Source organism: Comamonas sp. SCN 65-56, assembly GCF_001724135.1.
In the GTDB taxonomy this organism is placed as follows: Bacteria; Pseudomonadota; Gammaproteobacteria; order Burkholderiales; family Burkholderiaceae_C; genus Comamonas_C.
Genome location: NZ_MEDS01000025.1, coordinates 33,223 through 46,504 on the forward strand (window position 1 = coordinate 33,223; position 13,282 = coordinate 46,504).

At 68.1% G+C, this 13,282-nt stretch carries 11 protein-coding genes; 6 read left to right on the forward strand and 5 right to left on the reverse strand.

Features of this window, described 5'->3' with window-relative positions:
• Positions 1 to 30: 30 nt before the first annotated feature.
• The 6 genes from ABS45_RS13015 (at position 31) to fba (ending at position 8,491) form a co-directional block, all read left to right on the forward strand.
• Positions 31 to 573, forward strand: coding sequence for a hypothetical protein (locus ABS45_RS13015; RefSeq protein ID WP_291556026.1), 543 nt, complete (start codon positions 31 to 33; stop codon positions 571 to 573).
• Positions 570 to 1,682, forward strand: coding sequence for an HlyD family efflux transporter periplasmic adaptor subunit (locus ABS45_RS13020; RefSeq protein WP_291556027.1), 1,113 nt, complete (start codon positions 570 to 572; stop codon positions 1,680 to 1,682). Before ABS45_RS13015 ends, ABS45_RS13020 begins: the two co-directional genes overlap by 4 nt.
• A 9-nt stretch (positions 1,683 to 1,691) precedes the next feature.
• Complete coding sequence (locus ABS45_RS13025) at positions 1,692 to 4,976, forward strand: efflux RND transporter permease subunit (RefSeq protein WP_291556029.1); 3,285 nt, start codon at positions 1,692 to 1,694, stop codon at positions 4,974 to 4,976.
• A 78-nt stretch (positions 4,977 to 5,054) separates the two neighbouring features.
• The gene (pyk, locus tag ABS45_RS13030; protein WP_291556031.1) at positions 5,055 to 6,497 is read left to right on the forward strand and encodes a pyruvate kinase; all 1,443 of its coding nucleotides are present in this window, start codon (positions 5,055 to 5,057) and stop codon (positions 6,495 to 6,497) included.
• A 31-nt stretch (positions 6,498 to 6,528) separates the two neighbouring features.
• Entirely contained in the window at positions 6,529 to 7,314 is a 786-nt protein-coding gene (locus ABS45_RS13035) for a hypothetical protein (RefSeq protein WP_291556034.1), read from the forward strand.
• 112 nt (positions 7,315 to 7,426) lie between these two features.
• Positions 7,427 to 8,491 carry a class II fructose-bisphosphate aldolase gene (gene fba, locus ABS45_RS13040; RefSeq protein WP_291556036.1) on the forward strand — a complete coding sequence of 355 codons (1,065 nt, stop codon included), beginning with the start codon at positions 7,427 to 7,429 and terminating at the stop codon, positions 8,489 to 8,491.
• Positions 8,492 to 8,552: 61 nt separating this feature from the next.
• On the opposite strand, the gene ABS45_RS13045 is transcribed toward fba, so the two are convergent.
• From ABS45_RS13045 to ABS45_RS13065, 5 genes are all read right to left on the reverse strand, one after another.
• Positions 8,553 to 9,182 (reverse strand): hypothetical protein, encoded by a 630-nt coding sequence (locus ABS45_RS13045; protein WP_291556038.1) that lies wholly within the window; start codon positions 9,180 to 9,182, stop codon positions 8,553 to 8,555.
• 110 nt (positions 9,183 to 9,292) lie between these two features.
• Positions 9,293 to 10,522, reverse strand: coding sequence for an NnrS family protein (locus tag ABS45_RS13050; RefSeq protein ID WP_291556040.1), 1,230 nt, complete (start codon positions 10,520 to 10,522; stop codon positions 9,293 to 9,295).
• Positions 10,519 to 11,370 (reverse strand): ATP-binding cassette domain-containing protein, encoded by an 852-nt coding sequence (locus ABS45_RS13055; RefSeq protein WP_291556042.1) that lies wholly within the window; start codon positions 11,368 to 11,370, stop codon positions 10,519 to 10,521. Before ABS45_RS13055 ends, ABS45_RS13050 begins: the two co-directional genes overlap by 4 nt.
• On the reverse strand, positions 11,367 to 12,182 hold the full coding sequence (locus ABS45_RS13060) for an ABC transporter permease subunit (RefSeq protein WP_291556044.1): 816 nt from the start codon (positions 12,180 to 12,182) through the stop codon (positions 11,367 to 11,369). The genes ABS45_RS13055 and ABS45_RS13060 overlap by 4 nt, the downstream gene beginning before the upstream one ends.
• A gap of 7 nt (positions 12,183 to 12,189) precedes the next feature.
• Entirely contained in the window at positions 12,190 to 13,224 is a 1,035-nt protein-coding gene (locus ABS45_RS13065; RefSeq protein ID WP_291556046.1) for an ABC transporter substrate-binding protein, read from the reverse strand.
• Positions 13,225 to 13,282 lie beyond the last annotated feature (58 nt).

A 13,282-nucleotide genomic window follows, 5' to 3' on the forward strand; every position in this document is an offset into this window, starting at 1 on the left:
TAGCTTGCAGGCCATTGTTCCGGGACCGATATGTACCACCGACGTTTTCTTTCCCCCGCCCTGGCGGCCTTGCTGGGGCTGTCTGCCCTGGCCGTCCAGGCCCATGAGGGTCATGACGATGCGCCCGCCGCCGTGCAGACCAGCGCCGCGCCGCGCTTTGCCGCTGTGTCCGAGCAGTTCGAGCTGGTCGGCGTGATCGAGGGCCACAGGCTGTCCCTGTACCTGGACCATGCGGCCGACAACAGCCCCGTGCCGGATGCCACGCTGGAGCTGGAGTTGGGCGGCAAGGGCAAGCCCCTGGCCGTGACCCGGGTGGGCGAAGGCCTGTACCAGGCTGAGCTGAGCCAGCCCCTGGCCGACGGCGAGACTCCGGTGACCGCCACCGTCGTCGCCGGCGCCGACAGCGACCTGCTGGCCGCCGACATCGACTGGCACGCCCCGGCTACGGCCGTGCCGCCATCGGCCTGGGCGGGCAAGAGCCGCCTGGCCCTGGCCGGCGGTGCCGTCCTGCTGGCCCTGGCCGCTCTGTGGGCCTGGAGCCGCCGCACGCAACGCACGGGAGGTGCAGCATGAGCCGCCAAACCAAATACCTGAACGCCCTGGCCCTGGCCTGCGCCCTGTCCCTGCCACTGTTCGTCCAGGCCCACGAGGGCCATGACGACGCGCCCCCGGCCCTCAGCGGCGACAGCCCGCGGCGCCAGAGCGACGGCAGCGTATTCATCCCCAAGTCGGCCCAGCGCCAGCTGGGCCTGCGCACCCTGGCCGTGGCGGCGGGCGAGCATGCGCGCGCGTTCGAGCTGGCGGGCACCGTGGTCATGGACCCGAACGCCGGCGGCAAGGTGCAGGCGGCCCTAGCCGGCCGCCTGGAGGCCGGCCCGCAGGGCCTGCCGCTGCCGGGCCAGAGCGTGAAGAAGGGCCAGGTGCTGGCCTATGTGGTGCCCACGGCGGGTGCGCTGGAGCGCTCCGGCCAGCTGGCCCAGCAGGCCGAGCTGCGCGCGGCTAAAGAGTTGGCCCAGCGCCGCCTGGCGCGCCTGCGCGAGCTGGCCGACACCGTGGCGCGCAAGGACATCGAGGCCGCCGAGAGCGAGCTGCAAAGCCTGACCGCGCGCCTGGCCGCCGTGGGCGCCGGCCTGCGCCAGCGCGATGCGCTGGTGGCGCCGGTGTCGGGCGTCGTCGCCTCCAGCAACGCCGTCGCCGGCCAGGTGCTGGACGCGCGCGAGCAGGTGTTCGAGGTGGTGGATCCGGCGCGCCTGCGCATCGAGGCCCTGGCCTACGACCCGGCCCAGGCGCAGGACGTGGCCGGCGCCAGCCTGGCCCTGCCGGGCGGGCAGAACGTGCCGCTGCGCTTTCTGGGCGCGGCCCGCAGCCTGCGCGAGCAGGCCCTGCCGCTGTCCTTTGCCGGCGACGCCCAGGCCCTCTCGCAACTGGCCCTGGGCCAGAGCGTGCGCCTGGTGGTGCAGACGCGCTCGCGCGTGGCCGGGCTGCAGGTGCCGCTGGCGGCGCTGCAGAAGAACCCGTCCAACCAGGCCATCGTCTGGGTCAAGACCGCGCCCGAGCAGTACGCGCCGCGCGTGGTGCGCATCCAGCCGCTGGACGGCGTGCATGTGGCCGTCACCGACGGCCTGCAGCCCGGCGAGCGCGTGGCCACGCAGGGTGCCTCCCTGCTGAACCAGATTCGCTAAGGAGCCGCAATGTTCAAGTGGCTTCTTGAAAAAAGTCTGGCGCACCGCCTGCTGGTGCTGGTCACCGCGGCCGTGCTCATGGCCTATGGCGCGTACACGCTGTCGCGCATGCCGGTGGACGTGTTCCCCGACCTGAACAAGCCCACGGTCACGGTCATGACCGAGGCCGGCGGCATGGCCGCCGAGGAGGTTGAGCAGCTCATCACCTTCCCGCTGGAGACCAGCATGAACGGCCTGCCCGGCGTGGAGAGCGTGCGCTCCACCTCCAGTGCCGGCCTGTCCTTCATCTACGTCACCTTTGACTGGAGCGTGGACATCTTTCGCGCGCGCCAGATGGTGTCCGAGCGCCTGTCCGCCATGGACGAGGGCCTGCCCGCCGGGGTGGAGCCGAGCATGGGGCCGGTCAGCTCCGTCATGGGCGAGATCATGATGGTGGCCATTCCCATCGCCACCGAGCGCACCACGCCGATGGCGGTACGCGAGTACGCCGACTGGGTGCTGCGCCCGCGCCTGCTGGCCATACCCGGCGTGGCCCAGGTGATACCGATTGGCGGCGAGGTGCGCCAGTTCCAGGTGCAGCCGGATACGGCGCGCATGGCGCAGCTGGGCATCACGCCCGAGCAGCTCTCTGGCGCGCTCAAGGGCTTCTCCAGCAACACCTCGGGCGGGTTTCTGGAGCAGGGTGGGCGCGAGTACCTGATCCGCCACCTGGGCCGCACCTCGCGCCTGGAAGACCTGCAGAACCTGGCCCTGGCCGCCCCCAACGGCCAGAGCGTGCTGCTGCGCCAGGTGGCCAGCGTGAGCTTTGCCCCGGCCATCAAGCGCGGCGATGCCGGCTTCGAGGGGCAGCCGGCGGTGATCCTGGGCATTCAAAAGCAGCCCACGGCAGACACCATGGCCCTGACCCAGCGCATAGAGCAGGCCCTGGACGAGCTGGCGCAGACCCTGCCCGCCGGCATGGACAAGCCGCGCGTCACCTTCCGCCAGGCCAGCTTCATCGAGGCCTCGGTCACCACCCTGCAGGGCAAGCTGATAGGCGCATCGGTGTTCGTGGCGGTGATCCTGTTCGTGTTTCTGGGCACGCTGCGGCCCACGGTGATTGCGCTCACCGCCATTCCCGTGTCCATCTTTCTGACGGCGCTGGTGTTCAAGTACTTCGGCCTGTCCATCAACACCATGACGCTGGGCGGCCTGGCGATTGCCATCGGCGGCCTGGTGGACGATGCCGTGGTGGACGTAGAAAACGTGCTGCGCCGCCTGAAGATGGACAGGCACAAGCAGGGCGGCGCACGGCTGCACCCGCCAGGAGGCGGTCGGGCTTGGAGCACCGAAAGCGAGAAACGACCCCAGCGAGGACAGTTTTTGCCGGATTCGCAGTCCCATAGCCGAGTTATGGGATCAGAAGACGGTGAAAAATGGACCGCTGCGGTCGATTCGCAGCCGGTGATTTCCAAGCCCGGCCGCCTCCTTGAGATCGTCCAGCTCGCTTCGCTGGAGGTGCGCTCCGGCATCGTCTACGCCACGGCCATCATCGTGCTGGTGTTCCTGCCACTGTTCGCGCTGCCTGGCATAGAGGGACGGCTGTTCGTGCCGCTGGGCGTGGCCTTCATCGTCTCCACGCTGGCGTCGCTCCTGGTGTCGGTGACCGTGACGCCGGTGCTGGCCTTCTACCTGCTGCCGCGCATGAAGAATCTGGAGCATGGCGACACGCGCCTGCTGGCCTGGCTCAAGGCACGCTACCGCGTGGGCCTCGCGCGCGTGCTGCAACATCCGCGCCAGGCCGTGGCGGCGGGCGGCGTGGCGGTGCTGCTGGCGGCGCTGGCCGTGCCGCTGTTTCCCACCACCTTTCTGCCGCCCTTCAACGAGGGCACGCTGCTCGTCGGCATGCGCCTGAACCCGGGCGTGACCCTGGCCGAATCGACCCAGCTGGCCAGCCAGGCCGAGCGCCTGGTGCGCCAGGTGCCCGAGGTCACCCATGTGGGCCGGCGCAGCGGCCGTGCCGAGCTCGATGAGCATGCCGAGGGCGTGCATGTGAGCGAGCTGGACGTGGGCCTCAAGCCCGCGTCCGAGATGCGCCGCAGCATGGCCGAGGTGCAGGCCGACATCCGCGCGCGCCTGGCGCCGCTGCCGGCGGCTGTTTCCATGGGCCAGCCGATCTCGCACCGCATCGACCACATGCTCTCGGGCGTGCGCTCGCAGATCGCCATCAAGCTGTTTGGCGAGGATCTGGACACGCTGCGCGGCCAGGCCGAGAACCTGCGCGCGCGCCTGTCCAAGGTGGAGGGCCTGGCCGACCTGGAGGTCGAAAAGCAGGTGCTGGCGCCGCAGATCACCGTGCGCGTGGATTACGCCGCTGCCGCGCAGTACGGCGTGAGCGCCGCCCAGGTGCTGGCCACGCTGCAGGGCCTGGTGGAGGGCGAGAAGCTGGCGCAGATCGTCGAGGGCGGGCGCCGCTTTGCGCTGGTGCTGCGCCTGCCCGACAGCGCGCGCGGCGCCCTGGGCCTGTCGCAGCTGCTTATCGACACACCCAAGGGCCGCGTGCCCCTGTCGCGCCTGGCCAGCATCGAGGAGGGCGACGGCCCGAACCAGATCAGCCGCGACGACGGTCGCCGGCGCATCGTGCTCTCGGCCAACGCCCAGGGCCGGGCGCTGTCCGACGTGGTGGCCGACATCCGCAAGGTGGTGGCCGATCAGCGCCTGCCGGAGGGTTACTTCGTCACCCTGGGCGGCCAGTTCCAGGCGCAGGAGGAGGCCAGCCGCCTGGTCGGCATGCTCTCCGTCGTGTCGCTGGCGCTGATGTTCGTGGTGCTGTACACGCGCTACCAGTCGGCGCGGCTCTCCATGCTCATCATGGTCAACATCCCGCTGGCCCTGGTGGGCGCCGTGCTGGGGCTGTGGCTGTCGGGCCAGCCGTTCTCGGTGGCGGCGCTGATCGGCTTCATCACGCTGGCCGGCATCTCGGTGCGCAACGGCATCCTGAAAGTGAGCCACTACCTGAACCTGATGCGCGCCGAGGGCGAGAACTTTGACCACGCCATGATCGTGCGTGGCTCGCTCGAGCGCCTCTCCCCGGTGCTGATGACGGCCCTGGTCACGGCCTTCGCGCTGGCGCCGCTGTTGTTCGAGGCCGAGCGGCCCGGCACCGAGGTTCTGCACCCGGTGGCCCTGGTCATCTTCTCGGGCCTGGTCAGCTCCACGCTGCTCGATACCTTCCTTACCCCCGCGCTGTTCTGGCTCTTTGGCCGGCGCGACGCAGAGCGCCTGCTCAGCCAGGAGGGTGCCGAGGCTTTTTGACCCCTGCTTCACTGGTGCGCAAGTCAAACATGGGCACAATGGACAGCCGCATTTCGCCCAGAGCCCATCACCCATCGCATGACCTCGCACATCCGCCGCGCCACCAAGATCGTCGCCACGCTGGGGCCCGCCTCCAGCGATCCGGCATTGCTTGAAAAAATGATAGCTACCGGCGTCAACGTGGTGCGCCTGAACTTCAGCCACGGCAAGGCAAAAGACCATGAGGAACGCGCCGCCATGGTGCGCGAAGCCGCGCGCCGCGCCGGGCGCGAAGTGGCCATCATGGCCGACCTGCAAGGACCCAAGATCCGCGTCGGCTCCTTCGCCCAGGGCCGGGTGATGCTGCAGGCGGGACAAGCCTTCGCGCTCGACGCTGCACGGGAAACACCCGGCGACATCGAGGCCGTGGGCCTGGATTACAAGGAGCTGCCTCAGGACGTGCACACCGGCGATACGCTGCTGCTCAACGACGGCCTGATCGTGCTGCGCGTGCAGGCCATCGCGGGGGCCGTGGTGCACACCGAGGTAATCATTGGTGGCGAACTCTCCGATCACAAGGGTATCAACCGCCAGGGTGGTGGCTTGACTGCACCTGCGCTCACCGCCAAGGACATGGACGACATCAAAACCGCCATGGGCTTTCAGGCCGACTACGTGGCGGTGAGCTTCCCCAAGAACGCGACCGACATGGAAATGGCGCGCCAGCTCTGCAACGTGGCGGGCGCGGCTTGGCGGCACAAGCCCGGGTTGATCGCCAAGATCGAACGCGCGGAAGCCGTGCCGCGCCTCGAAGAAATCCTGCGCGTCTCCGACGGCATCATGGTGGCGCGCGGCGATCTGGCGGTGGAAGTCGGCAACGCCGCCGTGCCCGCGCTGCAAAAGAAGATGATCCGCATGGCGCGCGAGATGGACAAGGTGGTGATCACCGCCACCCAGATGATGGAGAGCATGATCACCAACCCGGTGCCCACGCGCGCCGAAGTCAGCGACGTGGCCAATGCCGTGCTCGACGGCACCGACGCCGTGATGCTCAGCGCCGAGACCGCCGCCGGCAAGTACCCGCTGGAAACCGTGGAGCAGATGGCGCGCATCTGCGCGGCGGCGGAAGCCGCGGAGGACGACGAGCGCGACTCGGATTTTGGCGGCGCCACCCTGGGGCGCGTCGACCAATCGATCGCGATGGGCGCGCTCTTCACCGCCCACCACCTGGGCGCCAAGGCCATCGTGGCGATGACCGACAGCGGCTCCACCGCGCTCTGGATGAGCCGCAGGCGCATCCACATCCCGATTTACGCGCTCACCCCCAAGATCACCACCCAGCGCAAGATGGCGATCTACCGCAACGTGCGCCCGCTCTTGATGGATACCAGCGCCGAGCGCGACACTGCGCTTGCGCAAGCCGAGGTGCAACTCAAGGAGCGCAACATCGTGCGCCCCGGCGACCTGTACGCGATCACCTGCGGCGAGCCCATGGGCCAGCCCGGTGGCACCAACATGCTGAAGATCTGCCGCGTGCGCTGACCGCGGCACCTCACACCGCCAGGGTGCAACCATGACTTTTCTGCTGTCTTGGCCCTTGTGGCTGTCCGCCTTGTTCGCCTACCTGATTGCAACGGCGGCAGCGCTGGCGCTGTCGGTCGCGGCAACCGCCTGGATGCGCCGGCGCTCCGTGCGCCTGGCTGGCGTGGCCGGTCTGATCGCGACAATCGGCTCACCCATGATGGCGGGCTTCGTCGTCTGGCTAGGCCTGACGGCATCGGTCGAACTGCGCGATTTTTCCGACGCCGACCGCGCGGTGCGCAGCGAAGCCAGCGCGCTCTACACCCTGAACGCGCTGGCCGCCAGCGCCGCACCGACTGCCACAGCAGGTTGGTCCGCACAACTGGCGGACTACGGCCACAAGGCGCTGACGCGTGAATGGCCTGCCATGAGCTGGACCGGCTCCGATGCGGACACCGGCCGCCAGTTGCACCATCTGCGCACGGAGGCGCTGCGCCGCTTCGCCGCCGAATCCCCCGATTTGCGAACCGCCCTTGGGCAGACGCTGCAGGCCCTGTCCGCAGCGCGCGACAACCGGCTTGCCATAGCCACAGGGCACCTGCCCAGCGTGGTGTGGAGTGCGATGCTGATCTGCGCGTTCATCGTGCTCACGTTTGCCGCACTCACCCATGCCAACCAGCCGCGATCGAGCCGCTGGATATGCCTGCTGATGGGCTTGTTCATCGGTGTGCAACTGCACGCGGTCTACGTGATCGACCGGCCGTTCGTCGGCGCCGTGGCCACCAGCGACGCCCCCCTGCGCCACGCCGTGCAACGGCTGCAGGACGCCGCCCGATAGCCAGCATTGCCGCACCGGCACAACGACGTGCTCAAGGCGAGGTCGGTAGAATCAAACGATCCTGGGCGCTGCTTGCGCCTACCGCGTTTCTGAACTACCCGAGGACTGCGCCATGCCACTCGTTTCCATGCGTGAACTGCTCGACCATGCCGCCGAAAACGGCTACGGCATCCCAGCCTTCAACGTCAACAACCTCGAGCAGGTGCAGGCCGTGATGGCCGCGGCCGATGAGACCGGCGCGCCTGTCATCCTGCAGGCCAGCGCCGGCGCGCGCAAGTACGCGGGCGAGCCTTTCATCAAGCACCTGATCACCGCCGCCTGCGAGGCCTATCCGCACATCCCGATGGTGATGCACCAGGACCACGGCACCAGCCCCAAGGTCTGCGAGGGCGCGATCGCGCTGGGCTTCGGCTCGGTGATGATGGACGGCTCGCTCAAGGAAGACGGCAAGACGCCCTCCTCGTTCGAATACAACATCGACGTCACGCGCCAGGTGGTGGCGATGGCCCACAAGGTGGGCGTCACCGTCGAAGGTGAACTCGGCTGCCTCGGCAGCCTGGAAACCGGCGAGGCCGGTGAAGAAGACGGCATCGGCGCGGTTGGCAAGCTCAGCCACGACCAGCTGCTGACCGACCCCGAGGAAGCGGCGCAGTTCGTCAAGGCCACGCAGCTCGATGCGCTGGCAATCGCCATCGGCACCAGCCACGGCGCCTACAAGTTCACCCGCCCGCCCACCGGCGACGTGCTGGCGATCTCGCGCGTGAAGGAAATTCACGCCCGCATCCCCAACACCCACCTGGTGATGCATGGTTCCTCCAGCGTGCCGCAGGAGCTGCTGGCCATCATCAACCAGTACGGCGGCAAGATGAAACAGACCTGGGGCGTGCCGGTCAAGGAGATCCAGGAAGCCATCAAGCACGGCGTGCGCAAGATCAACATCGACACCGATATCCGCATGGCCATGACCGGCGCGGTACGCAAGTTTCAGGTCGAGAACCCGGACAAGTTCGACATGCGTGAATGGATGAAGCCGGCACGCGAGGCCGCCAAGGCAGTGTGCAAGCAGCGCTACCTGGAGTTCGGCTGCGAAGGCCAGGGCGGCAAGATCAAGGGTGCGACACTGGTGGACATGGCGGCGCGCTACGCCGCCGGCGCACTCGCGCAAGTAGTGAACTGAACACCAGCAGCGCGCAAACAGGGTGGCGGCCAATGGTCGCCATTTTTTGTGCCTGCGCCGTTCAGGCCGGAACCCGCCACTCGCTGACCTGCACCATGGCCGGATCGGTCGCATGCTCGGTCAGCATGCGGCACACGCGGCCCTGCCAGAGTTCGCCAAAGCGCGCCAGTTCGGCATCGCTCGCGTAGCCGCCGACGGCCTTGGGCATGACGGTGCGCATTTCGTCGGTCCACGGCACGACCGAGGCATCCAGCGACACCTGCACCGCGCGCCCGGTATCCATGCGCCGCAGGCCAAAAACGCCCTGCACCGGCTGATCGAACGTGAGCAGATCCAGACGCGAGAACTGCCCGCCTATGCCGTGAAAGCCGGTTTCCGCCGCTGCGCCGGTGAGCAGTTGCACCACGGTGGCCACCACGCCCGTCGCGCCGCTGTCACGCGCGTCGCCCATGAAGACCTCGATCTCCCCACGCACCGGCAACTCGTCACCATAGAGCGCGCGCAGGCCGTTCAGCACCATCAGCCAGGTACCCGCCACCGTCGGGCACGAGTGGCCCGCCAGGCGCACGGCATCGGCGTAGTGGTAGGTCATCGTGCCGTGCAGCGCCGCGCCAAGGAACTGCGCCAACTTGTCACGCACCGTGATCGTCGGCACTCTGGCAAAAAATTCGGGAAAGTCTTCGCTGGCCACTGCATGCTCCTGTCGATGGGGGCGGCTCCCTCGGGGGGCCGCGCCGGGAGTTCCGATTATTCAGAAACCGCGGAGTCCACAAACCCATCAAGGTCGCAGCAAGCCCTCACCTACCCCGGCATGCCGAGCACGCCGGCGCACCCCTCGCGTCCATCCGCACGCGGGCGCAGGAAGACCGGCAGCATGTGGGCGCACTGCAATGCAAAGGCAGCGCACCAGAACAGCGCCGCCAGCCCCATCAGCGCCATGCTGGCCACGCCCGCATAGGCCAGCGCACGCAGCACGGCCGCCACGCCCAACGCCGCCGCACCCCACGGCACCCAGGGGCGATCGTCCTTGTCCAGGCCTGTATGCGTGTAACCCGCAATGCAGACCACCACATAGATATTGAGCCCGAACACGCCCGTGGTCAGCAAATGCACCCCCGCGTTCGCACTGAAGCCGCCCGTCAGCAGCGCCACGCCGATCACGCCGTAACCGATCGCCATGAAACCATAAACCAGATACAGCATCAGCGGCCAGCGTTGGAACAGCGGCTTGCCGACATGCCAGTCATTGAGCAGGCCGAGCAGCGCGCTGGCCGCGGCCAGTGCCAGCCAGGCACTGACGCGACCACCCGGCTGCCAGAACTCCGCCAGCGAATAGAGCGCAATCGCCAGCAGCGCCAGGTTGCGCCGGGGCGGGCGGGCAAGGTAGGGTGGCCTGTCCGCACCATCCAGCGCGTTGCGCGCATCGATGCTGGCATTGACGATGCTCATCGAGATGCGGCTCATCGCCACCACGATGAGCGCCATCAGCACGCCCAGCAGCAAATGCAGCCAGCGCATGGCTGAAGCCCCCCGCAGCGCATCGCCATACAAGCCGGCAAGCACCAGCGCGATCAGCCCCAGGACCCACAGAAAGGAGACATGGCGGCGCTCGGGATCGCGCCACAGACGCGGCGCAAGCAAGGCCATGAGCCCAAGCACCAGCGCCAGGTGCGCCAGCCCCGCGACCACCAGCCCAGGTCGTGGCCACCAGCCACTCGCCCAGAAACCCGCACGGCCCAGCAACCACAACAGCACCAGCGCGCGTACCGGCCGGGCAGCAAACGAAGGCGTATCGGTGAACTCCGGGACGGAGGTCAGGATGAAGCCCGCCACCGCCGCCAGCCCGACTCCCACCAGCAGCTCATGCACATGCCACACAAAGGGCCCGCCGGGCACGGAAGGAAGGGGCCAGCCCAGCAGCAGAAACGCGCCCCACAGCGCCATCAGCACCACGGCCGACAGCGCGGCCAGGCCGAAGAAGGAGCGAAACGGACACAGCCAGAGCGGGTGCTCCAGACACCACGGATTCACAGCAGCACCTCGCAGCGCTCGCTGGCCACATGTGCGTGCGCCAGCACGGTAACGCCCGCGCTCAGGCCGCCGTCGGGTGTGGACGAGCTGGCGCCTTGCAGCGGGGGCAGTTCAAAGGCCTCTCGCACCGCGCCCTGCGCCAGCACCAGCGCCGTCTGGCGATGCACCCAATCATCGCTGCGCTGCACGGCGGGCAGCGCCAGGTCCAACCGCCAGCAGATGCGGGCCGGTCTGCCCGACAGCAGCAGCACACTGTCTGCCAGTGCCACTGCCTCCATCAGGTCGTGCGTGATCATCAAGACGGTCAGCGAACGGCGCGCCTGTTCGGCCAGCAGCAAGCGGTGCATCTGATCGCGCAGACCGATGTCGAGGGCGGAAAACGGTTCATCCAGCAGCAGCAGATCAGGCTCCAGCACCAGCGCGCGCGCCAGCGCAGCGCGGCTTTGCATGCCGCCGGAGAGCTGCGTCGGAAACTGCGCCAACGCCAGATCGTCGAGTCCCACGGCATGCCCGATGACACGCGAACGCGCGATCCGCTCGTGCCCGGATACACCGGCCGCCTTCAGCCCCAGAGCGATGTTGTCCAGCACCGTCTTCCAGGGCAGCAGGCTGGGTTGCTGAAACAGCATCACGGGCCGCGCAAAACCGTTCTCGATGCGGCCCCCGCGCACCGTCAGCAGTCCGGCGCACAGATTCAGCAGAGTGCTCTTGCCGCTGCCCGACGGCCCGACCAGCGCCAGCGTGTGACCTGCCGGCACTTCCAGGCTCACATCCGCCAGCACGTCGCGCGGGCCAAAGGCATGCGAGAGGTGACGCACACGCAGCGCTGGCTGCACCGTGGTGCTCATGGCGCGCCTCCATGGGTCGTGCCGCCACCGTCACGCCAGCGCTCGATCTCGCGCTTGATCGGCTCCATCAACAGATACTCCAGCGCCAGCAGCACCAGCACCACCGCACCTATCCAGGCCAGCGTGCCCGCCATGTCCAACTGCGCGCGGGTCGTGGCCAGCTCGACGCCAACGCCGCTGTCGGACGCCAGCAGCTCGGCCATCACCACCACCTTCCAACTGCTGCCCAGCGCCACGATCCAGGCCGGGAACAGGTAGGACACCACATGCGGCACATAGACATCGAGCACGCGCATGTGCCAGGGCAGGCGATAGACGCGCGCCAGATCACGCCAGCGCCGCTCCAGCGTGCGCGCGCCCTGCATGCCGCCGACGAACACAATGGGAAAACAGGCAATGAACACCGTGAACACCGGCGTGCCGTCGCCGGTACCAAACCACAGCATCGCCAGCACCAGCCAGGCGATCGGCGGCGTGCCCAGCAGCACCGTCACCCAGGGCCTGGACATCATCGACGCGGTCATCGACACCCCTGCCGCCACACCCAGCAGGCTGCCAGCCAGCACCGCGAGTGCCAGGCCGATGAAGGCGCGCCGCCCGCTGATCGCCAGCGCAGGCCAGAGTTCACCACCACGCCCCGCCCAGGCCAGCAGCTGCTGACCCGCTTGCATAGGCGTGGGCAGCACCAGCGGCCCGTAGACCGCGGCGAGCGCCTCCCATAGCGCGACCATCAGGAACAGGCTGGAAACGGCGCCCCAGCCACTCCAGAGGTAGCCCGGGATGCCGAGAAACCAGCGACGCAGCAGGCTCATGCGTGCTTCATCCGTAGAACCCGGCGTCCGGCAACTTGCCACCCACCAGGCCCGGCTGGCGCTCCAGCAACTGCTGGTAGAAAAATTCCAGATCAGGGCGCGCCTGTGCGGCGCCAACCCAGGCCATGGTGTCCCGCGTCGCCGCGAGCGCGCCGGCCACGCCCTCGGGCGTCAGCATCTCCACATGCCGTGCAGCCATCGCACCGCAGGGTTCGGGGTGTTCCTGGCACCACTTCAGCGCCTTGGCATGCTCCTGTTCAAAGCGCACCAGCAATGCCGCATCCTCACACACCCCCTTGAGCGCTGCCACACCCGCCTGCGCAATGCGCGGCGGACGCTTGAAAACCCGCCCCCATTCCTGCTGCAAATCCACGCTGCGGTACAAATCCGGTGCAATGACCTTCACCGGAAACGAATGCGTCTTGCGCAAGCCCATGGATACCGCGGGCTCAGCCAGCAGCGCATGATCGGCCCGGCGCGTGATGAGCAGCTGCATGGCGTCAATCGGCGAGGCCACATAGCGCAGCTTGATGTCGCTGCCCACCTTGATGCCCTGCTTCTCGGCGAGCAACTGGAACACGATGTCCGGCATGTCGCCACGGAATGGCATCACCACCTCCTTGCCACGAAAATCCGCCAAGGTGCGCAGACCCTGGTCACGTGAGACCATCCACAGCAATCCCCAGGTGGTGATGTCCAGCAGCTTCAGCGGCACACCCCGGTTGTAGAGGTTGGCGGCGACATTGCTGGGCATTGCCATGAGATCCACCGCATCGCCAATGGCCATGGCGCGCAGCTGGTCGGGGCTCTTCCAGGTGGTGAACTCCACCTTGTCCGCAACGTCGGCCAGGGCGCCGCTGTCGGCGATGCGCATGAGTGGATACGACACCAGCGCAAACGGTCCGGCCAGGGTCAGCTTCGCCCGCCTGGCTGGCGCCGCATGGGCGAGTGGCACCTGGCCCATGCCCAGCGCTGCCATGGCTGCAGCACTGGCGAGCCATCGCCGCCGCCGCATGCCTTTCATCTTTGCAGATTCCGTCATCACCATCGTTTTGTTGCCGACGCATTGCGCATTGTGCGGGCGCCGCCTTGTACATTCT

Coding starts and splice junctions, on each gene's coding strand:
- ABS45_RS13025 (WP_291556029.1), top strand. CDS start 1,692: ATGTTCAAGTGGCTTCTTGAAAAAAGTCTGGCGCACCGCCTGCTGGTG.
- ABS45_RS13015 (WP_291556026.1), top strand. CDS start 31: ATGTACCACCGACGTTTTCTTTCCCCCGCCCTGGCGGCCTTGCTGGGG.
- pyk (WP_291556031.1), top strand. CDS start 5,055: ATGACCTCGCACATCCGCCGCGCCACCAAGATCGTCGCCACGCTGGGG.
- fba (WP_291556036.1), top strand. CDS start 7,427: ATGCCACTCGTTTCCATGCGTGAACTGCTCGACCATGCCGCCGAAAAC.
- ABS45_RS13060 (WP_291556044.1), bottom strand. CDS start 12,182: ATGAGCCTGCTGCGTCGCTGGTTTCTCGGCATCCCGGGCTACCTCTGG.
- ABS45_RS13020 (WP_291556027.1), top strand. CDS start 570: ATGAGCCGCCAAACCAAATACCTGAACGCCCTGGCCCTGGCCTGCGCC.
- ABS45_RS13055 (WP_291556042.1), bottom strand. CDS start 11,370: ATGAGCACCACGGTGCAGCCAGCGCTGCGTGTGCGTCACCTCTCGCAT.
- ABS45_RS13035 (WP_291556034.1), top strand. CDS start 6,529: ATGACTTTTCTGCTGTCTTGGCCCTTGTGGCTGTCCGCCTTGTTCGCC.
- ABS45_RS13065 (WP_291556046.1), bottom strand. CDS start 13,224: ATGACGGAATCTGCAAAGATGAAAGGCATGCGGCGGCGGCGATGGCTC.